The organism is Pseudoxanthomonas suwonensis 11-1, from assembly GCF_000185965.1.
GTDB classification, from domain to species: domain Bacteria; phylum Pseudomonadota; class Gammaproteobacteria; order Xanthomonadales; family Xanthomonadaceae; genus Pseudoxanthomonas; species Pseudoxanthomonas suwonensis_A.
Map to the genome: position 1 here is coordinate 1423844 of NC_014924.1, position 20137 is coordinate 1443980.

Below are 20137 nucleotides of genomic sequence, written 5' to 3' on the forward strand. Positions count from 1 at the left end.
AGGCGCGGTTCGCCACGCAGCCCGCCCAGCACCCGCGGTAGCCCTCGGCCACCTCGCGGTAGGCGCCGCGTCCCAGTTCGACGAAGCAGTCCACGCTCGCGCGCGCATCTGCCAGGACAGGGTCGGCTCTCAATCCACCCTCGTCCTCTCGCCACGCGGTACGGGGCAACATCGCCTACTTCATCTGGGAGGAGGGCGTGCTTACGCGGGCCGGTATCCGGGGTGACGTACCGCGGACCTCTGGCTTCCCCTTCCTTCGGCTGCCAGGGCGCTGGCACTGCCACGCCTCGTGCAACACGCAGGAAGCCGGGACCCTCCGGACTGGAGGCTCACTCCGTTGGATAAAGCCTGTTGAGGCCGCCAGCCACAGCCACAGCGATGCAGGGCCAGCGTGGCTTTGGTGATTGCATCGAGTGGCCAGGCGTCCGTGTGCGCATAGGTGTGCTGCTCCGGAAGGGCGTGACGCGGCTGGCTGCTTCCGCACTGTTCCGGCCGCGGGCGTATTTAAGGCGTAGAAGGCTGCTACCCGGCAGCGGAAGCACGGAGCGCGTTTCCGGGCTCGGCCGGTGCTTTCACCAGCGGCCCGCCACGTGTGAAATCGCTGGAGAGACTGCTACATCTACGTCTGCGGACGAGTAGTGCTGCGACGCGAAAAATTTTTCGCGAAACCCCTTCCCAAAAATTTCCGACCGGCGCACAATGCGCGCCCTCCCGACGACTCACCGAGTTGTTCGAGGGGTCCGGAAACGGAGTCGCTTCTTCACGAAGTACTTGCGGTTTTACGGAAGTCGCCTATACTGGGCGGCTCGCTCACCAGGAACGCTTCGGCGCTCCGGTGAGGGGTTCGAAAACTTCCTCTTAACGAGGTGTTGACGAAGCCGAAACGAGCTGCCAGAATGTGCGGCTCACCTCGCTGAAGCGGCCTTGGCCACGAAGCGAGGCGGTTCGAAAACTTCCTCCTCACGAGGGGTTGACGAAACGAAAACGAGCTGCCAGAATGAGCGGCTCACCTCGACGGAAACGTCGGGACACGGAGGAAGGCGCTGAGGCCGACTCCGAGGCTCTTTGAGAATGTGCGCAGGAAATTTGTGCGGACGCCTGCAGGAAGGATGACTGTCCATCTTGCAGACGTTTTAACAGCAACAAGTCAATTGCTTTAAGCAAGCGATTCGTAGCTGGGTAGGACTTCTGCAGCTAAAAGCTTTATGCCTTAGGGCATTGCAGTTTTAAGTGAAGAGTTTGATCCTGGCTCAGAGTGAACGCTGGCGGTAGGCCTAACACATGCAAGTCGAACGGCAGCACAGGAGAGCTTGCTCTCTGGGTGGCGAGTGGCGGACGGGTGAGGAATACATCGGAATCTACTCTGTCGTGGGGGATAACGTAGGGAAACTTACGCTAATACCGCATACGACCTACGGGTGAAAGTGGGGGACCGCAAGGCCTCACGCGATAGAATGAGCCGATGTCGGATTAGCTAGTTGGCGGGGTAAAGGCCCACCAAGGCGACGATCCGTAGCTGGTCTGAGAGGATGATCAGCCACACTGGAACTGAGACACGGTCCAGACTCCTACGGGAGGCAGCAGTGGGGAATATTGGACAATGGGCGCAAGCCTGATCCAGCCATACCGCGTGAGTGAAGAAGGCCCTCGGGTTGTAAAGCTCTTTTGTTGGGAAAGAAATCCTGTTGGCTAATACCCGGCAGGGATGACGGTACCCAAAGAATAAGCACCGGCTAACTTCGTGCCAGCAGCCGCGGTAATACGAAGGTGCAAGCGTTACTCGGAATTACTGGGCGTAAAGCGTGCGTAGGTGGTGGTTTAAGTCTGTTGTGAAAGCCCTGGGCTCAACCTGGGAATTGCAGTGGATACTGGATCACTAGAGTGTGGTAGAGGGTGGCGGAATTCCCGGTGTAGCAGTGAAATGCGTAGAGATCGGGAGGAACATCCGTGGCGAAGGCGGCCACCTGGGCCAACACTGACACTGAGGCACGAAAGCGTGGGGAGCAAACAGGATTAGATACCCTGGTAGTCCACGCCCTAAACGATGCGAACTGGATGTTGGGTTCAACTTGGAACCCAGTATCGAAGCTAACGCGTTAAGTTCGCCGCCTGGGGAGTACGGTCGCAAGACTGAAACTCAAAGGAATTGACGGGGGCCCGCACAAGCGGTGGAGTATGTGGTTTAATTCGATGCAACGCGAAGAACCTTACCTGGTCTTGACATCCACGGAACTTTCCAGAGATGGATTGGTGCCTTCGGGAACCGTGAGACAGGTGCTGCATGGCTGTCGTCAGCTCGTGTCGTGAGATGTTGGGTTAAGTCCCGCAACGAGCGCAACCCTTGTCCTTAGTTGCCAGCACGTAATGGTGGGAACTCTAAGGAGACCGCCGGTGACAAACCGGAGGAAGGTGGGGATGACGTCAAGTCATCATGGCCCTTACGACCAGGGCTACACACGTACTACAATGGTGGGGACAGAGGGCTGCAATCCCGCGAGGGTGAGCCAATCCCAGAAACCCTATCTCAGTCCGGATCGGAGTCTGCAACTCGACTCCGTGAAGTCGGAATCGCTAGTAATCGCAGATCAGCATTGCTGCGGTGAATACGTTCCCGGGCCTTGTACACACCGCCCGTCACACCATGGGAGTTTGTTGCACCAGAAGCAGGTAGCTTAACCTTCGGGAGGGCGCTTGCCACGGTGTGGCCGATGACTGGGGTGAAGTCGTAACAAGGTAGCCGTATCGGAAGGTGCGGCTGGATCACCTCCTTTTGAGCAAGACAGCATCGTCCTGTCGGGCGTCCTCACAAGTTTCCTGCATTCAGAGTTCCTGGTCAGCCATCGGGCGGCTAGGCGAGTCCCTTCAAGGGGCCTTAGCTCAGCTGGGAGAGCACCTGCTTTGCAAGCAGGGGGTCGTCGGTTCGATCCCGACAGGCTCCACCAAATGAGTAATCGATCTTTGGGTCTGTAGCTCAGGTGGTTAGAGCGCACCCCTGATAAGGGTGAGGTCGGTGGTTCGAGTCCTCCCAGACCCACCACTCTGGATGTTAGAGCGCACATCTTGATATACGCATCGGGCGTTGAGGCCTGGTACGTGTTCTTTTAAAACTTGTGATGTAGCGAGCGTTTGAGATGACTATCTCGACGTGTCGTTGAGGCTAAGGCGGGGACGAAAGTCCCTGAAAATTGAGTCGTTGCAATTCGCGTCCGGGATTTGTACCCCCGGGCACAGGCGACCCCGAGGCGACTTGGGGTTATATGGTCAAGCGAATAAGCGCACACGGTGGATGCCTTGGCGGTCAGAGGCGATGAAGGACGTGACAGCCTGCGAAAAGCGCGGGGGAGCTGGCAATAAGCTTTGATCCCGCGATGTCCGAATGGGGAAACCCACTGCTTCGGCAGTATCCTGCAGTGAATACATAGCTGCTGGAAGCGAACCCGGTGAACTGAAATATCTAAGTAACCGGAGGAAAAGAAATCAACTGAGATTCCCTAAGTAGCGACGAGCGAACGGGGACTAGCCCTTAAGCTGGGATGGTTCTAGGAAAACAACCTGGAAAGGTTGGCCATAGAAGGTGATAGCCCTGTATTCGAAAGGGCCACTCCAGTGAAGACGAGTAGGGCGGGGCACGTGAAACCCTGTCTGAACATGGGGGGACCATCCTCCAAGGCTAAATACTCCTGACCGACCGATAGTGAACCAGTACCGTGAGGGAAAGGCGAAAAGAACCCCGGAGAGGGGAGTGAAATAGACCCTGAAACCGTGTGCGTACAAGCAGTAGGAGCCCGCAAGGGTGACTGCGTACCTTTTGTATAATGGGTCAGCGACTTACAGTTCGTGGCAAGCTTAACCGTATAGGGGAGGCGAAGGGAAACCGAGTCTGAATAGGGCGCATAGTCGCGGGCTGTAGACCCGAAACCGGGTGATCTAGTCATGCCCAGGGTGAAGGTGCGGTAACACGCACTGGAGGCCCGAACCCACTCCCGTTGCAAAGGTAGGGGATGAGGTGTGATTAGGAGTGAAAAGCTAATCGAACCCGGAGATAGCTGGTTCTCCTCGAAAGCTATTTAGGTAGCGCCTCATATGTATCCTCTCGGGGGTAGAGCACTGTTATGGCTAGGGGGTCATCGCGACTTACCAAACCATTGCAAACTCCGAATACCGAGACGGACTGTATGGGAGACACACGGCGGGTGCTAACGTCCGTCGTGAAAAGGGAAACAACCCAGACCCACAGCTAAGGTCCCAAATTACCGCTAAGTGGGAAACGATGTGGAAAGGCACAGACAGCCAGGAGGTTGGCTTAGAAGCAGCCACCCTTTAAAGAAAGCGTAATAGCTCACTGGTCGAGTCGGTCTGCGCGGAAGATTTAACGGGGCTAAGCGGTAAACCGAAGCTTGGGGTGCATCACTTCGTGATGCGCGGTAGAGGAGCGTTCCGTAAGCCTGCGAAGGTGGATTGAGAAGTCCGCTGGAGGTATCGGAAGTGCGAATGCTGACATGAGTAACGATAATGCGGGTGAAAAGCCCGCACGCCGAAAGCCCAAGGTTTCCTTGCGCAACGTTAATCGGCGCAGGGTGAGTCGGCCCCTAAGGCGAGGGCGAAAGCCGTAGTCGATGGGAAGCTGGTTAATATTCCAGCACCTCGCGTGAGTGCGATGGGGGGACGGAGAAGGTTAGGTCTACCGGGCGTTGGTTGTCCCGGGGAAAGGCGGTAGGTGGATCTCTTTGGCAAATCCGGGAGGTCAACACCGAGCACCGAGACGAGCCCTTTAGGGCGAAGTGACTGATACCACGCTTCCAGGAAAAGCCCCTAAGCTTCAGCTCACGCAGACCGTACCGTAAACCGACACAGGTGGGTAGGATGAGAATTCTCAGGCGCTTGAGAGAACTCGGGTGAAGGAACTAGGCAACATGGCACCGTAACTTCGGGAGAAGGTGCGCCCTTTTTGGTGGCCCATGCGGGCTATAGCTGAAGAGGGCCGCAGTAACCAGGCCGCTGCGACTGTTTATCAAAAACACAGCACTCTGCAAACACGAAAGTGGACGTATAGGGTGTGACGCCTGCCCGGTGCCGGAAGGTTAATTGATGGGGTCAGCCGCAAGGCGAAGCTCTTGATCGAAGCCCCGGTAAACGGCGGCCGTAACTATAACGGTCCTAAGGTAGCGAAATTCCTTGTCGGGTAAGTTCCGACCTGCACGAATGGCGTAACGACAGCGGCGCTGTCTCCACCCGAGACTCAGTGAAATTGAAATCGCTGTGAAGATGCAGCGTTCCCGTGGCAAGACGGAAAGACCCCGTGAACCTTTACTATAGCTTTACACTGAACGTTGAGTTCGTCTGTGTAGGATAGGTGGGAGGCTATGAAGTGCCGGCGCCAGCTGGCATGGAGCCATCCTTGAAATACCACCCTGACGTGCTTGACGTTCTAACCTGGGCCCGTAATCCGGGTCGGGGACCGTGTATGGTGGGTAGTTTGACTGGGGCGGTCTCCTCCTAAAGAGTAACGGAGGAGCTCGAAGGTACGCTCAGCGCGGTCGGACATCGCGCACTGTGTGCAAAGGCATAAGCGTGCTTGACTGCAAGATCGACGGATCAAGCAGGTACGAAAGTAGGACTTAGTGATCCGGTGGTTCTGTATGGAAGGGCCATCGCTCAACGGATAAAAGGTACTCCGGGGATAACAGGCTGATACCGCCCAAGAGTTCATATCGACGGCGGTGTTTGGCACCTCGATGTCGGCTCATCACATCCTGGGGCTGTAGTCGGTCCCAAGGGTATGGCTGTTCGCCATTTAAAGTGGTACGCGAGCTGGGTTCAGAACGTCGTGAGACAGTTCGGTCCCTATCTGCCATGGGCGTTGGAGATTTGAGAGGGGCTGCTCCTAGTACGAGAGGACCGGAGTGGACGAACCTCTGGTGTTCCGGTTGTCACGCCAGTGGCATTGCCGGGTAGCTATGTTCGGAAGCGATAACCGCTGAAAGCATCTAAGCGGGAAGCGCGCCTCAAGATGAGATCTCCCGGGACACAAGTCCCCTAAAGGAACCATCAAGACCAGGTGGTTGATAGGTCAGGTGTGTAAGCGCAGCAATGCGTTGAGCTAACTGATACTAATGATCCGTGCGGCTTGACCATATAACCTCAAGTGGCCTTGGACTCGACGACAACGTCGATAGCCATCCGCCGCTCACTACATCACAAGTACTTATGCGAGACGGTGCGGTACCCGTTCACGGGACACCAGCACGCTCCAACCGTCTCCCTGGTGAAATTAGCGTTGTGGAACCACCCGATCCCATCCCGAACTCGGAAGTGAAACGCAACAGCGCCGATGGTAGTGTGGGTCTCCCATGCGAGAGTAGGTCATCGCCAGGGTTTTATCCCGGAAGCCCCCAGCAAGCGCTGGGGGCTTCTTCTTTTCCCGGACACCCCCGTGTCCAACGCCGGTTACCAGGCCAAACCTGGCCGGCCGCCAGTTACCCCGGTGCGGGGTGGAGCAGTCTGGCAGCTCGTCGGGCTCATAACCCGAAGGTCGCAGGTTCAAATCCTGCCCCCGCTACCAAGCTTTGCACGCAAACGGCGACCCCGCAGGGTCGCCGTTTTGCGTTGGGATTGGGGATTCGTGATTGGTGATTGGGAATTCGTAATTCGTAATTCGTAACTCGTAGGGTGCGTGCGACCGGCATTGCCGGAAAAGTCGCCGGCGATGCGTAAGCCGGATAGGGGCCCGGGCAGAATCCGGTGTGGGGCGCGGACCGGGCATGCATCCACCTGGGTGCGCTGCGCTTGGCAGGTGATGGGCTCCGCCCAGATGGTCCGCTGGATGCTTGCCCGGTTCGGACGTCTTGGCACAGTGGCGCATATCAGGGCCGAGGACAGATGAGACAAAAAAGGCCGGTCGCTTGCGCGACCGGCCTTTTGTTTGTGTGTGCGTTCTTGCAGGTTTACTGCGCGGCGGGAGTGGCCGGCTGGCGGGCCTGCGACGTCCCCCCGCTTTCAGTAGCGGGGCTCTTTAGAGTCCGGGTTTCATCGTAGCGGCTTTGGCCGCCAACTGTTCGGCATAAGCGGCCGGCGTCAGACCGCCCAAGGTCTTCTTCGGTCGTTCCTCGTTGTACTCCCGGCGCCAGGTTTCGATCTCGGTGCGGGCGTGCAGCAGCGTCGGGAACCAGTGCTCGTTGAGGCATTCGTCCCGTAGGCGGCCGTTGAAGCTCTCGATGTAGGCGTTCTGGTTCGGCTTGCCTGGCTGGATCAGGCGCAACTGCACACCGCGCTCGTGGGCCCACGCCACCATCGTCTTGCCGCAGAACTCCTTGCCGTTGTCGGTACGGATCACCTGCGGCAGGCCGCGGGTCAGCGCCAGCCGATCCAGCACCCGGGCCACGCCGTGGCCGGAGATGGCCCGCTCCACCTCGATCGCCACCGCCTCGTGCGTGGCATCGTCGACGATGGTCAACGCCTTGAGCACACGCCCCTCGGCGGTGCGGTCGAACACGAAGTCCATCGACCAGACCTGGTTGGCGGCTTCCGGCCGCAGCAACGGTTGGCGCTCGCCCAGCAACACCTTCTTCCGCTTGCGCCGGCGCACCTGCAACCTGGCCTCCTGATACAGCCGTTCCACCCGCTTGTAGTTCACCGGCCACTGCTCCTGCCGCAGCTTCAGATAGATCATCCCGACGCCATAGCGCTTGTGTCGCTGCGCCAGCGCCAGGATCCGCTCACGCAGCTCGACGTTGCCATCCGGGCGCGGGACGTAGCGCAGCGCGCTGGCGCTCATCCGCACCATCGCCAGCGCCCGTCGCTCACTCAGCCCCCGATCCACCAGATGCCGCACCAGCGTCCTGCGCGCCGGTGCGGTCACCACTTTTTTCGCAGGGCGTCCTTGATGACGTCGTTCTCGAACAGCTGCTCGGCCAGCAGCTTCTTCAACCGCGTGTTCTCGGACTCCAGCTCCTTGAGCCGCTTGGCCTCTGGCACGCTCATGCCGCGGCGCCAGGTTTCGATCTCGGTGCGGGCGTGCAGCAGCGTCGGGAACCAGTGCTCGTTGAGGCATTCGTCCCGTAGGCGGCCGTTGAAGCTCTCGATGTAGGCGTTCTGGTTCGGCTTGCCTGGCTGGATCAGGCGCAACTGCACACCGCGCTCGTGGGCCCACGCCACCATCGTCTTGCCGCAGAACTCCTTGCCGTTGTCGGTTCGGATCATCTGCGGCAGGCCGCGGGTCAGCGCCAGCCGATCCAGCACCCGGGCCACGCCGTGGCCGGAGATGGCCCGCTCCACCTCGATCGCCACCGCCTCGTGCGTGGCATCGTCGATGATGGTCAACGCCTTGAGCACACGCCCCTCGGCAGTGCGGTCGAACACGAAGTCCATCCGGCATAGGCTTCGGAAACAGCCTTATCCGAGCTACGCGCTGCCGCGTGATTCGTGGGGTGCCGATGCGCCACGCCCGAATCACCAATCACCAGTCCCGAATCCCGCATCCCCCCGGCGCGTCGGGGTTTACTTGACCTGCTGCTTGCCCAGCTTGCGGGCCAGGGTGCGGCGGTGCATGCCCAGGCGGCGGGCGGTTTCGGAGACGTTGAAGCCGGTTTCCGCGAGGACCTCGTGGATCCGCTCCCATTCCAGGGTCTTGATCGAGGTCGGGCGCTCGCCCAGGCCGACCTCGGCGTTGCCTTCGGCCTTGCCGAAGGCGGCCTCGATGTCGTCGGTGTTGGAGGGCTTGGCCAGGTAGTGGCAGGCACCGAGCTTGATGGCCTCCACCGCGGTGGCGATGCTGGCGTAGCCGGTGAGGACCACGATCAACATTTCCGGGTCGTGCGCGTGCAGGGCCTGCACGCAGGCCAGGCCGGAGCTGCCGCCGGCCAGCTTCAGGTCGACCACCGCGTAGCCCGGCTCGAAGTCGGCTAGTACCGCTTCCAGTTCCGCCTGGCCGGGAACATGCCTGACCTGGTAACCGCGGCGCTCGAACGAGCGCACCAGGGTGCGGGCGAAGGCTTCGTCGTCCTCGACGACCAGCAGCCTGCGCGGCTGCGCAACGGAATCATTCATCGTCATCGGCATCCGGATCGGGTGGCTCGGGCTGTGGCGGGGCCAGGGCCGAAAGCGGCAGTTCCAGCACCACCTTCGCGCCGCGCGGGCTGCGGTTGGCGGCACTGAGGCGCCCGCCGAGGCTGCGTGCCACGTTGAGCGAGAGGAACAGTCCAAGGCCACCGCCCGGGCGGCCCTTGGTCGAATTGTACGGCTTGCCGAAGTTGGCCAAAGTCTGCTCGCTGAAGCCCGGGCCTTCGTCGCTGACGGCGAGCACCAGCAGCTGGCCGTCGTCGCCTTCCAGCGTGACTTCCATGCCTACCCATTCCGGCGAGGCCTCGAGCGCGTTGTCGAGGATGTTGCCGATCATCTGCTTGAGCCCGGAGTCGGAAATGATCGGGACGTCGGTATCCAGGTGGCGCCGGTAGTCGAGAGTGCGCACCGGACGGGTGGCGTTCCACTCGCTCACCAGGCCATCGAGGAAGGTGGCCAGGGTGGTGGGCTCGGGGGCCTCGCCGCGCGCGTCGCCGGCCGACAGCAGGATGCCGGTGACGATGGACTTGCAGCGGCCGAGCTGGGCCTGCATCTCGTCCAGGTCCTGCTGCAGGTCCGGGTGCTCGGTGAACGGCGCCATCCGCCGCCAGTCGCCCAGCAACACCGACAGCGTGGCAAGTGGCGTGCCCAGCTCGTGCGCGGCGCCGGAGGCCAGCAGGCCCATGCGCACGATGTGCTCCTCCTCGACCGCCTGCTGCCGCAGCGCGGCCAGGCGCGCATCGCGGTCGCGCAGGATGCGCGCGATGCGGCCGATGAACAGCGCCGCCAGGCTGGCGGTGAGCAGGAAGCAGGCCAGCAGGCCCTGCACGTAGGGATCCGCGATGCCGCGCGCCGGGTTGGCCTGGATGGTCACCGGGCCGGGAAACATGATCATGCCCAGCACGCCGGCGCAGGTCGCGGCGACCACCACCCAGCTGGCCCAGGCCGGCAGCAGCACCGCGCCCAGTGCTACCTGCAGCAGGTACAGGAACACGAAGGGATTGCTGATGCCGCCGCTGAGGTAGAGCTGTGCACTCAACGCGCCCACGTCCACCAGCAGGCCGGCGAGCAGGGCGAGGTCGCCGATCTCCTGGCGTGGCCGCCAGAACACCAGGCTGGCGAGGTTGAAGGCGGCCAGGCAGCCGGCGATGCCGAGCATGTTGACCAGCGGCAGCTCGATGCCCAGGGCGAAGTGGACGAAGCCGATCGTCGCCATCTGCCCGACGATGGCGTACCAGCGCAGCTCGATGAGCTGCTGCATGTTGCGCAGCCCGGCGCCGTGGGCGCGCTCGTCGTGCGCCGGTTCGGACAGGTCAGGACTGGCGGGCGTCGCCGCCACGGGACTGCGGGGATCCATCCATCGACTCCATGCTTCGCCAGCGGCGGCGGATGCGCCGTTCCTCCAGCGCGAAGCGCCAGCCGCCGAAGGCCACCAGCAGGGCGAGCGCGAACCAGGTCAGCGCATAGCCCAGGTGGTTGTCGCGGAACCGTACCACCGTCAGGCCACCGCGCGGCCACGGCGTGCCGGCCTGGACGGCGGAATCCGCATCGGCATCGATGAAGTAGGGCAGGGCATTGGCCAGGTCGCGGTGGGCGGCGATGGCCGCGACGTCGCGCGAGTACCAGCGCTCCTGCGCCGGCGCGTTGCGGCGCAGGAAGCCGCCGGTGGGCTCGGTCAGGCGCAGCAGGCCGGTGACCTCGGCGGCAGCGTCGACGTCGGGTGCCTGCACATCCCAGCCTTCCGGGATGAAGCCGAGGTTGACCAGCACCACGCTGCCGTCCTCGCGACGCAGCGGGCGCAGCAGCCAGTAGCCGGCGCCTGCCTCGCTGAGGGCCTGGGTGCGGGTGTCCAGTCCGGCCAGCCAGCGGCCGCGAACGGTTACGCGTCGGTACTCGTGGTCCAGCGGCGCGGAGGCCTGCCAGGCGGATGCATCCGGCGCAGGGACGGGATCGGCGTGGACGCGCGCATCCACGCGCGCGACCAGGTCGTGCTTCCAGCCCAAGCGCTGGACCTGCCAGGCGCCGAGGGAGAGGAAAAGCAGGAACCCGGAAACGAAAGCCACCGCCAGGATGGCGGTGGCGATCGAGCCGTGCGGCCGCCGTGGGGCGGCCTCAGGCTGGCTGTTCATGGCGGTGGACCTTGGAGCGGATGTCCATGGGGCCAGCGTAACAGCCGCGGCACGAAGCCGGCGTCAGGGCATGACCCGCGCGTCGTGGGTGGAGATGTGCGGCATCATGTTCGCGTTCATGTGGTGCATGACCCACAGCGAACCGGCCAGGACGATGACCACCAGGACCACGGTGAACATCAGCGCGAGCATGTTCCAGCCGCCTTCCGAACGCGCGTTCATGTGCAGGAAGTAGACCATCTGCACGACGATCTGGACCACGGCGAAGCCGAGGATCACCAGCGCGGTGGTGCCCTGGTCCTGGATCACGTTGCCCATTACCAGCCAGAACGGGATGGCGGTCAGGATCACCGACAGGACGAAACCGATGACGTAGTCGCGCATGCTGCCGTGCGCGCCTTCGTCGTGGGCGTGGTGCTCGCCGCCGTGCTCGTCGTGGGAATGGCCGTGGGCCATGGCGTGGGTGTCGTGGGGCTGGCTCATGGCAGCACTCCCATCAGGTAGACGAAGGTGAAGACGCCGATCCAGACGACGTCCAGGAAGTGCCAGAACAGCGACAGGCACATCAGGCGGCGGCGGTTGGCCTCGTGCAGGCCATGGCGCTGCACCTGGACCATCAGCACCACCAGCCAGACGATGCCGAAGGCCACGTGCAGGCCGTGGGTGCCGACCAGGGCGAAGAACGAGGACAGGAACGCGCTGCGCTGCGGACCGGCACCCTCATGGATCAGGTGCGAGAACTCGTACAGCTCCAGGCCCAGGAAGGCCAGGCCGAACAGGCCGGTCACCGCCAGCCAGCCGAGCACGCCGGCGGTGTTGCGACGCTGCATGGACAGCATCGCGAAGCCGTAGGTGATCGACGACAGCAGCAGCATCGCGGTGTTGACCGCCACCAGCGGCAGGTCGAACAGGTCCGCGCCGGTCGGGCCGGCCGCGTAACTGCGGCCGAGCACGCCGTAGACCGCGAACAGGCAGGCGAAGATGAGCAGGTCGCTCATGAGGTACAGCCAGAACCCCAGCAGGGTGCCGTTCTGCGGGTGGTGGTGGCCGCCGGTGTCGTAGAACCGGTTGGGATCGCCGGCGAGCGGCGAGGAGGCGAGGGCGGCGTCAGACATTGGCGTTCTTCAGCAGTTCGGTACGGGCGGCTTCGGTCTCGGCCACGGTTTCGGCCGGGATGTGGTAGTCGCGCTTGTAGTTGAAGGTATGCACGATCGAGGCGACCACGGTCGCGGCGAAGGCCGCTCCCGCCAGCCACCAGATGTGCCAGATCAGGCCGAAGGCGCAGGCGGTGCTGAGGCCGGCGATGACCACGCCCGCCGCGGTGTTCTTCGGCATGTGGATCGGGATGAAGCCGGACAGGGGACGCTTGGCGCCACGCTGCTTCATGTCCCACCACGCGTCGTTGTCGTGCACCACCGGGGTGAAGGCGAAGTTGTACTCCGGCGGCGGCGAGGAGGTGGACCATTCCAGGCTGCGGGCGTCCCACGGATCGCCGGTCACGTCGCGCAGCTTCTCGCGGTCGCGGAAACTCACGAAGATGCAGATCAGGAAGCAGGCGATGCCGATGGCGATCAGGACCGCGCCGAAGGCGGCGACCTGGAACCAGATCTGCAGCGACGGGTCGGTGAAGTGGCTCATGCGGCGGGTGACGCCCATCAGGCCCAGCACGTAGAGCGGGGTGAAGGCGAACCAGTAGCCGGCCAGCCAGAACCAGAACGACATCTTCCCCCAGAAGTCGTTGAGCTTGAAGCCGAACGCCTTCGGGAACCAGAAGGTCATGCCGGCGAACAGGCCGAACACGACGCCGCCGATGATCACGTTGTGGAAGTGGGCGATCAGGAACAGGCTGTTGTGCAGCACGAAGTCGGCCGGCGGGACGGCCAGCAGCACGCCGGTCATGCCGCCCACCACGAAGGTGACCATGAAGCCCACCGTCCACAGCATCGGCACCTCGAAGCGGATGCGACCGCGGTACATGGTGAACAGCCAGTTGAAGATCTTCGCGCCGGTGGGGATCGAGATGATCATCGTGGTGATGCCGAAGAACGAGTTGACGCTCGCGCCCGACCCCATGGTGAAGAAGTGGTGCAGCCACACCAGGTACGACAGGATGGTGATGCACACGGTCGCGTAGACCATCGAGCTGTAGCCGAACAGGCGCTTGCCCGAGTAGGTCGACACGATCTCCGAGAAGATGCCGAACACCGGCAGGATCAGGATGTAGACCTCCGGGTGGCCCCAGATCCAGATCAGGTTCACGTACATCATCGGGTTGCCGCCGAGGTCGTTCGTGAAGAAGTTCGTCCCCACGTAGCGGTCCAGCGACAGCAGCGCCAGGACGGCGGTCAGCACCGGGAAACTGACCACGATCAGCACGTTGGTGCACAGCGCGGTCCAGGTGAACACCGGCATCTTCATCAGGGTCATGCCCGGCGCGCGCATCTTGACGATGGTCACGATCAGGTTGACGCCCGACAACAAGGTACCGACGCCTGCTATCTGCAGGGCCCAGATGTAGTAGTCCATGCCCACGTCGGGGCTGTAGTCGATGCCCGACAGCGGCGGGTAGGCCAGCCAGCCGGTCTTGGCGAACTCGCCCACGAACAGCGACAGCATGACCAGCACCGCGCCGGCGGTGGTCATCCAGAAGCTGAAGTTGTTGAGGAACGGGAAGGCGACGTCGCGGGTGCCGATCTGCAGCGGCACCAGGTAGTTCATCAGGCCCGTGACCAGCGGCATGGCCACGAAGAAGATCATGATCACGCCGTGGGCGGTGAACACCTGGTCGTAGTGGTGCGGCGGCAGGTAGCCCAGGTTGTCACCGAAGGCGATCGCCTGCTGGGCGCGCATCATCAGCGCGTCGGCGAAGCCGCGCAGCAGCATCACCAGGCCCACCACCATGTACATGATGCCGATCTTCTTGTGGTCGATGCTGGTGAACCAGTCGCGCCACAGGGTGCCCCACAGCTTGTACTTGGTGATCACGGCCAGCAGGGCCAGGCCGGCCACGCAGGTGCCGATGAAGGCCGACAGGATCACCGGGTCGTGCAGCGGGAACGATTCCCAGCCCAGGTAGCCGGTCAACGGGTTGTAGGGAGCCGAGGTGGAATGCGGGGAGGACATGTTTCGGGACTTCCGTCGTCAGGCCGCCGCGCCGCTGTGCGGACGCGGCGACGGACCGCTTCAGGGAGCGGAGCGGGAGAGGGTGGTGACCAGGCCGGCGGCCGGGGCGTCGCCGGAGGCGCACATGGCCGACTGCACGTAGTCGCGGCCACGCAGGTCGCCGCGGCTGCGGGCCTCCAGGCCCTCCATGCGGGTGCGGCCGGAGCCGTTGCCGGCGTCGATGGCCATCATCTCGTGCATGCACATGCGGCGCGGGTCGACGCAGCGGTTGAGCACGGCGTCGTACAGGGTCGGGTCGACGCTGGCGAAGTGGCGGGCCGGCTCGCGCTCGCTGGGCTTCTCGAGCTCCAGGTAGCCGTCGCGGCCCAGTTCCTGGCCGCTTGCGCGGACCTTGGCGACCCACTCGCCGAAGCCGGACTCGTCCAGGGCATGGAAGCGGAAGCGCATGCCGGAGAAGCCGGCGCCGCTGTAGTTGGAGGAGAAGCCCTCGTACTCGCCCTCGGTGCCGATGACCGCGTTCAGCTCGGTCTGCATGCCCGGCATGGTGTAGATCATGCCGGCCAGGGCGGGGACGTAGAACGCGTTCATCACCGTCGAGGAGGTGAGCTTGAAGTGGATCGGGCGATCCACCGGGGCGGCCAGCTCGTTCACGGTGGCGATACCCTGCTCCGGGTAAATGAACAGCCACTTCCAGTCGAGCGAAACCACCTCCACCACCAGCGGTTCCACGCCTTCCGGCACCGGCTTGCCTTCCGCGATGCGGTCCAGCGGACGGTACGGGTCGAGGGTATGGGTGCTGATCCAGGTGATCGAGCCCAGGGCGATGATGATCAGCAGCGGCGCCGACCACACCACCAGTTCCAACTGCAGGGAGTGGTCCCAGTCGGGCTTGTAGGTCGCCCGGGTGTTCGAGGCCCGGTAGCGCCAGGCGAAGAACAGGGTCAGGGCGATCACCGGGACGATGATGATCAGCATCAGCACCGTGGAGATGATGATGAGGTTGCCCTGCTGGCGGGCGACGTCGCCCGGGGCGTTGAGCAGGATCGTGTTGCAGCCGCCCAGCAACAGGGCCAGGCTGGCGGCCGCCAGGAGGCGGCACAGGGTCTTCGGAAGGGACATCGTGCTAGTTTTCGCGCTTGGCGGGGGTGCGCTGCACCGCGCACTCTACTCCTCGCCGTGTGTGGAGGGCGATTGGACGTTTTGTCCCATGGCCGCGCCATGGGTTTGGTGTCACCCTGAGCGGGCCGGGTTGTACAGCCGGCCGTGGCCGTGCGACCTTGGCCGCAGCGACACCTTTTCCCGCCGCTTGCACAGTTGCAGATGACCTCGATCCCCGCCTCCAGCCATACCGTCTCCGTCCACGGCCAGCATGCCGCCCAGCATGAGGTCGCGCCCGGCGAGATCGCCGTCGGCGTGGTCATCGGCCGGGCCTCGGAGTACTTCGACTTCTTCGTCTACGGCATCGCCTCGGCCCTGGTGTTCCCGAAGGTGTTCTTCCCCTTCGCCGAGCCGCTGCAGGCGACCCTGTATTCATTCGCCATCTTCGCCCTGGCGTTCATCTCGCGGCCGCTGGGCACCGCGCTGTTCATGCGCATCCAGGCGCGCTGGAGCCGCGGCACCAAGATGACCGCGGCCCTGTTCCTGCTGGGCACGGCCACCGCCGGCATCGCCTTCCTGCCCGGGTACGCCCGGCTGGGCGCCGCGGCGATCGTCCTGCTGGCCCTGTTCCGCCTGGCCCAGGGCGTGGCCATGGGCGGCTCCTGGGACGGCCTGCCGTCGCTGCTGGCGCTGAACGCGCCCAAGGAGCGCCGCGGCTGGTACGCCATGCTCGGCCAGCTCGGCGCCCCGGTCGGCTTCATCGTCGCCGCCGGCTTGTTCGCCTTCCTGCTGGCCAGCCTGTCCACCGAGGATTTCTACGCCTGGGGCTGGCGCTATCCGTTCTTCGCCGCCTTCGCCATCAACGTGGTGGCGCTGTTCGCCCGCCTGCGCCTGGTGGTGACCCACGAGTACGAGCAGGAGATCCGCCAGCACGAGCTGGAACCGGTGCCGCTGGGCGAGCTGTTCCGCGAGAAGGGCCGGCACGTGGTCATCGGCGCCTTCGCCCCGCTGGCCAGCTACGCGCTGTTCCACATCGTCACCATCTTCCCGATCTCCTGGATCCTGCTGTTCTCCGGTCAGCCGATCACCAGCGTCCTGCTGGTCCAGGTGGTGGGCGGCTTCCTGGCCATCGGCGGCGTGCTGGCCTCGGGCCTGATCGCCGACCGCTTCGGCCGGGTCCCGACCCTGGGCGCGCTGGCGCTGGCGATCGCCATGTTCAGCGGCTTCGCCCCGACCCTGCTGGGCGGCGGCCAGGTGGCGCAGTCGGCCTTCCTGCTGGTGGGCTTCGTGCTGCTGGGCCTGTCCTACGGCCAGTCCTCCGGCGCGGTGACCCGCAACTTCGGCTCGCGCTACCGCTATACCGGCGCCGCCCTGACCTCGGACTTCGCCTGGCTGATCGGCGCCGCCTTCGCCCCGCTGGTGGCGCTGGGCCTGTGCGCCCACTTCGGCCTGGCCTACATGGGCGCCTACCTGCTGTCCGGCGCACTCTCCACCCTGCTGGCCCTGCTGGTGCACCGCTGGCTGAAGCAGCGGGAGTCCGGCGCGGCCGCCTGAGCCGCCGCGGCCTGCGCCCCGCGTCCGGCGACGGAGCGGGGGTGCCGCGGCTAGAATGGCCGCCTTCCTGCAGCAACCGATCGCCGTGACCGTTCCCGATACCGATCCCGAGGTCCAGCTGCGCCGGATCCGCTGGCGCTGCCGCCGTGGCATGCGTGAGCTGGACCAGCTGTTCGAACGCTGGCTGGCGCACCGCTGGGAGCAGGCTTCCGACAGCGAACGTGCAGTATTCCTACGGATGCTGGACTGCGAAGACGATAGGCTCTGGCGCTGGTTCATGGGTTACGAGGCCTGTCCGGATGCCGAGCTCGCCGGGCTCATCGCCAGCATCCGCGCCATTCCGGCTTGAGTGGCGCCCCTCGCGCTGGCCGCTGCTGGCGCTGCTGATCCTTGGCCCGCTGGCGGCGGCGTGCGTGCTTCTGTCCGCGATTCCGCCGCTGCCTGGGCGGCTGCTGGCGCTGGCTGCCTTCGCCTGGGGGCTGTGGCAGGCCCGGGCACATGCGCGCAGGGCCAGGCGCGAGCTGGTGATCGACGCCCAAGGCACCGCCTTCCTCGACGGGGAGGCGGCGCAGGCGTGGATGATCCGCTGGCGTGGCCCGCTGGCGGTGGTGCAGCTGGTCGACCATGGCGGCCGCCGCCAGGACCTGGCCTGGTGGCCGGACACCCTGCCGCCACCGGCACGGCGTGAACTGCGACTGGCCGCCGCGCGCGACCATGCTTCGCTGCACACACGGGCGATGGCACCATAGCGGCCCCAAGCACCGGGTCCCCGGTGCATCCCCAGGGCCTCATGTTCAGACCGGTACCCGTCGCCATCGGCCTGCGTTACCTGCGTGCCAAACGCCGCAACGCCTTCATTTCCTTCATTTCCCTGGCTTCCATCATCGGCATCGCGCTCGGCGTGACCGTGCTCATCACCACCATGGCGGTGATGAGCGGGTTCCAGAAGGAGATCCGTGACCGTCTGCTGCAGTTCGCCGCACATGCCACGGTGTCGGCGAGCGGTGAGCCGATGCGCGAGTGGCAACAGGCGCTGGACGTGGCCTCGCGCGATCCGCGCGTGGCCGGCGCCGCACCCTACGTGGAGACCGAGGCGCTGCTGTCCGGTCCACGCAAGCAGCCGGCGATGGTCCGCGGCGTGACACCGGCACTGGAAGACACGGTCTCGGAGATCGGGCACAAGCTCAAGAGCGGCGAGGAGGATTCGCTGGCGCCGGGTTCCTACAACATCCTGCTCGGCCAGGAGCTGGCGCTGTGGCTGGGTGTGGAGGTTGGCGACCCGGTGCTGGTGATGCTGCCGGAGTTCCAGGGCTCGCCGATGGGCGCGATGCCGCGCTACAAGCGCTTCATCGTCAGCGGCATCTTCGAGGCCGGTCACAACGAGATCGACCGCGGCCTGGCGGTGGTCCACATGGAAGACCTGCAGCGCGTGCTGCGGATGGACGGGGTCACCGGCGTGCGCCTGAAGCTGCACGACCTCAACCAGTCGTACGCGGTCGCGCGCGACCTGGCGCTGCAGCTGCCGGGCTTCTACCGGGTCAGCGACTGGATGCAGGAGAACGCCAACCTGTACCACTCGCTGAAGATGGAAAAGACGGTGATGGGCATCCTGCTGTCCCTGATCATCCTGATGGGCGCCTTCACCCTGGTGAACTCGCAGGTGATGCTGGTGATCGACAAGCAGGCCGACATCGCCATCCTGCGCACGCTCGGCCTGACGCCCGGGGGGGTCATGCTGGTGTTCATGGTCCAGGGCACCCTGATCGGCATCGTCGGCACCGTGCTGGGCCTGGTCGGCGGCGTCACCCTGACCTGGAACCTGCAGCGCATCCTCAATGCGATCGAATCGCTGTTCAACATCACCCTGCTCCCGAGCGACGTCTACTACATCACCGGCCTGCCCACCGACATGCAGACCGGCGACGTGGCGGCCACCCTGGTCGTGGCGCTGGTGATGAGCATCCTCGCGACCCTTTACCCGGCGTGGCGCGCGTCGCGCACCCAGCCGGCGGAGGCGCTGCGCTATGAATGAGGCCAACCCCATGGACGAGGCGCTGCGCGCCGAGGGCCTCGGCAAGACCTACGCCGAGGGCAAGCTCAGGACCCGCGTGTTCGACAACCTGGACCTGCGGGTGGCGGCTGGCGAGACGGTGGCCATCGTCGGCGCTTCCGGTGCCGGCAAGAGCACGCTGCTGCACCTGCTGGGCGGGCTGGACATGCCCACCGCCGGCGAGGTCTACGTCGCCGGGCAGAAGATGTCGGCGCTGTCCGACGGCCAGCGTGGCCGCCTGCGCAATCGCGCGCTGGGCTTCGTCTACCAGTTCCACCACCTCCTGCCGGAATTCACCGCGCTGGAGAACGTGATGATGCCGGTGCTGCTGGCCGGCGGCGATCCGGCCGAGGCCACCAGCCGCGCGACCGCGCTGCTGGAAGCGGTGGGCCTGGCCAAGCGCCTGGACCACAAGCCGGGCGAGCTGTCCGGCGGCGAGCGCCAGCGCGCCGCGGTGGCGCGTGCCCTGGTCAACCGACCGGCCTGCGTGCTCGGCGACGAGCCGACCGGCAACCTCGACGAGAAGACCGCGGCGACGGTATTCGACCTGATGCTCGAGCTCAACCGCGCCCAGCGCACCAGCCTGGTCCTGGTCACCCATGACCGCCGCCTGGCCGGGCGCCTGGACCGGGTGCTGGAGCTGCACGAAGGCCGGCTGCGCGAGATCACCGCGGCCGTCTGAGTGGGGTGGGGCGCTTGTCTCCGCCCGACCGGCCTTCGGCTTCAGTCCGGTGCGCTGCCAGCGTGGCGGTCGACGTGGCCGAGGTCGCGTCCGGGCGCGATGCGGTCGCGCACCCGCTGCTTGAGCACGGCGATCTCCGGGAAGCCGCCGTCCCCGGCGCGCGACCAGATCCGCTCGCCATCCACATGGACCTCGAACACGCCGCCGGTGCCGGGGACCAGCGACAGCCGCGCCAGCTCGTTCTGGAACGTGGACAGCAGCTCCTGAGCCATCCAGCCGGCGCGCAGCAGCCAGCGGCAGCGAGTGCAGTAGTGGATCTCGACGTGGTGGTCCAAGGCGGTCCTCCGGGCGGGATGCGCAGTATCGCGCGGGTCGCCACGTCGCGGGCCTGGTAGCGGGCGAATTCCTACACGTAAGCGCGGATGCCGCCGATGGCGTGGTGCG

13 protein-coding genes, 3 tRNA genes, 3 rRNA genes and 2 pseudogenes are annotated in these 20137 nt (G+C 64.6%); 11 read left to right on the forward strand and 10 right to left on the reverse strand.

Going from position 1 to position 20137, the window contains the following annotated elements; all coding sequences use genetic code 11:
* Positions 1-1227 precede the first annotated feature (1227 nt).
* From PSESU_RS06515 to PSESU_RS06540, 6 genes are all read left to right on the forward strand, one after another.
* A 16S ribosomal RNA gene (locus PSESU_RS06515) occupies positions 1228-2771 on the forward strand.
* A gap of 95 nt (positions 2772-2866) precedes the next feature.
* Positions 2867-2942, forward strand: a tRNA-Ala gene (locus tag PSESU_RS06520).
* Positions 2943-2960: 18 nt separating this feature from the next.
* Positions 2961-3037 (forward strand) — tRNA-Ile (locus PSESU_RS06525).
* A gap of 222 nt (positions 3038-3259) precedes the next feature.
* Positions 3260-6135, forward strand: a 23S ribosomal RNA gene (locus PSESU_RS06530).
* Between the two features lie 126 nt (positions 6136-6261).
* A 5S ribosomal RNA gene (gene rrf, locus PSESU_RS06535) occupies positions 6262-6375 on the forward strand.
* Together the 16S, 23S and 5S rRNA genes with 3 tRNA genes alongside form the textbook arrangement of a ribosomal RNA operon.
* 110 nt (positions 6376-6485) lie before the next feature.
* Positions 6486-6562 (forward strand) — tRNA-Met (locus PSESU_RS06540).
* 450 nt (positions 6563-7012) lie between these two features.
* On the opposite strand, the pseudogene PSESU_RS06545 reads toward PSESU_RS06540, so the two are convergent.
* From PSESU_RS06545 to cyoA, 9 genes and pseudogenes are all read right to left on the reverse strand, one after another.
* Positions 7013-7992, reverse strand: a pseudogene (locus PSESU_RS06545) (IS3 family transposase); the annotation flags it as partial.
* A pseudogene (locus PSESU_RS16125) lies at positions 7984-8367 on the reverse strand (integrase core domain-containing protein); the annotation flags it as partial. The pseudogenes PSESU_RS06545 and PSESU_RS16125, both read right to left, overlap by 9 nt.
* Before the next feature lie 129 nt (positions 8368-8496).
* Complete coding sequence (locus tag PSESU_RS06555; RefSeq protein ID WP_041763946.1) at positions 8497-9045, reverse strand: response regulator transcription factor; 549 nt, start codon at positions 9043-9045, stop codon at positions 8497-8499.
* Entirely contained in the window at positions 9038-10414 is a 1377-nt protein-coding gene (locus PSESU_RS06560) for an ATP-binding protein (protein ID WP_013534979.1), read from the reverse strand. The genes PSESU_RS06555 and PSESU_RS06560 overlap by 8 nt, the downstream gene beginning before the upstream one ends.
* Positions 10371-11186: an SURF1 family protein gene (locus PSESU_RS06565; protein ID WP_013534980.1), complete on the reverse strand. Its 816-nt coding sequence runs from the start codon at positions 11184-11186 to the stop codon at positions 10371-10373. The genes PSESU_RS06560 and PSESU_RS06565 overlap by 44 nt, the downstream gene beginning before the upstream one ends.
* A gap of 63 nt (positions 11187-11249) precedes the next feature.
* Entirely contained in the window at positions 11250-11669 is a 420-nt protein-coding gene (gene cyoD, locus PSESU_RS06570) for a cytochrome o ubiquinol oxidase subunit IV (protein WP_013534981.1), read from the reverse strand.
* A complete protein-coding gene (cyoC, locus tag PSESU_RS06575; protein WP_013534982.1) occupies positions 11666-12301 on the reverse strand; it encodes a cytochrome o ubiquinol oxidase subunit III in 636 nt (211 codons plus the stop codon). Before cyoC ends, cyoD begins: the two co-directional genes overlap by 4 nt.
* Positions 12294-14270, reverse strand: coding sequence for a cytochrome o ubiquinol oxidase subunit I (cyoB, locus tag PSESU_RS06580; protein ID WP_041763948.1), 1977 nt, complete (start codon positions 14268-14270; stop codon positions 12294-12296). Before cyoB ends, cyoC begins: the two co-directional genes overlap by 8 nt.
* A gap of 99 nt (positions 14271-14369) precedes the next feature.
* Positions 14370-15428 carry a ubiquinol oxidase subunit II gene (gene cyoA / locus PSESU_RS06585; RefSeq protein WP_013534984.1) on the reverse strand — a complete coding sequence of 353 codons (1059 nt, stop codon included), beginning with the start codon at positions 15426-15428 and terminating at the stop codon, positions 14370-14372.
* A gap of 201 nt (positions 15429-15629) precedes the next feature.
* Between cyoA and PSESU_RS06590 the strand changes: the two genes are divergently transcribed.
* The 5 genes from PSESU_RS06590 (at position 15630) to lolD (ending at position 19693) form a co-directional block, all read left to right on the forward strand.
* Entirely contained in the window at positions 15630-16961 is a 1332-nt protein-coding gene (locus PSESU_RS06590; RefSeq protein WP_013534985.1) for an MFS transporter, read from the forward strand.
* A 151-nt stretch (positions 16962-17112) separates the two neighbouring features.
* The gene (locus PSESU_RS06595) at positions 17113-17310 is read left to right on the forward strand and encodes a succinate dehydrogenase assembly factor 2 (RefSeq protein ID WP_233275280.1); all 198 of its coding nucleotides are present in this window, start codon (positions 17113-17115) and stop codon (positions 17308-17310) included.
* A complete protein-coding gene (locus tag PSESU_RS06600; RefSeq protein ID WP_013534987.1) occupies positions 17261-17710 on the forward strand; it encodes a protein YgfX in 450 nt (149 codons plus the stop codon). Before PSESU_RS06595 ends, PSESU_RS06600 begins: the two co-directional genes overlap by 50 nt.
* Before the next feature lie 41 nt (positions 17711-17751).
* Complete coding sequence (locus tag PSESU_RS06605) at positions 17752-18993, forward strand: lipoprotein-releasing ABC transporter permease subunit (RefSeq protein ID WP_013534988.1); 1242 nt, start codon at positions 17752-17754, stop codon at positions 18991-18993.
* Positions 18986-19693 carry a lipoprotein-releasing ABC transporter ATP-binding protein LolD gene (lolD, locus tag PSESU_RS06610; RefSeq protein ID WP_013534989.1) on the forward strand — a complete coding sequence of 236 codons (708 nt, stop codon included), beginning with the start codon at positions 18986-18988 and terminating at the stop codon, positions 19691-19693. Before PSESU_RS06605 ends, lolD begins: the two co-directional genes overlap by 8 nt.
* 41 nt (positions 19694-19734) lie before the next feature.
* On the opposite strand, the gene PSESU_RS06615 is transcribed toward lolD, so the two are convergent.
* Positions 19735-20028 (reverse strand): SelT/SelW/SelH family protein, encoded by a 294-nt coding sequence (locus PSESU_RS06615; RefSeq protein WP_013534990.1) that lies wholly within the window; start codon positions 20026-20028, stop codon positions 19735-19737.
* Between the last annotated feature and the right edge of the window lie 109 nt (positions 20029-20137).

What these genes read in the sequence shown, in the direction of transcription:
- PSESU_RS06600 (WP_013534987.1), top strand. Translation starts at nt 17,261, where the DNA reads ATGCCGAGCTCGCCGGGCTCATCGCCAGCATCCGCGCCATTCCGGCTT.
- PSESU_RS06555 (WP_041763946.1), bottom strand. Translation starts at nt 9,045, where the DNA reads ATGAATGATTCCGTTGCGCAGCCGCGCAGGCTGCTGGTCGTCGAGGAC.
- cyoC (WP_013534982.1), bottom strand. Translation starts at nt 12,301, where the DNA reads ATGTCTGACGCCGCCCTCGCCTCCTCGCCGCTCGCCGGCGATCCCAAC.
- PSESU_RS06605 (WP_013534988.1), top strand. Translation starts at nt 17,752, where the DNA reads ATGTTCAGACCGGTACCCGTCGCCATCGGCCTGCGTTACCTGCGTGCC.
- PSESU_RS06590 (WP_013534985.1), top strand. Translation starts at nt 15,630, where the DNA reads ATGACCTCGATCCCCGCCTCCAGCCATACCGTCTCCGTCCACGGCCAG.
- cyoD (WP_013534981.1), bottom strand. Translation starts at nt 11,669, where the DNA reads ATGAGCCAGCCCCACGACACCCACGCCATGGCCCACGGCCATTCCCAC.
- cyoA (WP_013534984.1), bottom strand. Translation starts at nt 15,428, where the DNA reads ATGTCCCTTCCGAAGACCCTGTGCCGCCTCCTGGCGGCCGCCAGCCTG.
- lolD (WP_013534989.1), top strand. Translation starts at nt 18,986, where the DNA reads ATGAATGAGGCCAACCCCATGGACGAGGCGCTGCGCGCCGAGGGCCTC.
- PSESU_RS06565 (WP_013534980.1), bottom strand. Translation starts at nt 11,186, where the DNA reads ATGAACAGCCAGCCTGAGGCCGCCCCACGGCGGCCGCACGGCTCGATC.
- PSESU_RS06560 (WP_013534979.1), bottom strand. Translation starts at nt 10,414, where the DNA reads ATGGATCCCCGCAGTCCCGTGGCGGCGACGCCCGCCAGTCCTGACCTG.
- PSESU_RS06595 (WP_233275280.1), top strand. Translation starts at nt 17,113, where the DNA reads ATGCGTGAGCTGGACCAGCTGTTCGAACGCTGGCTGGCGCACCGCTGG.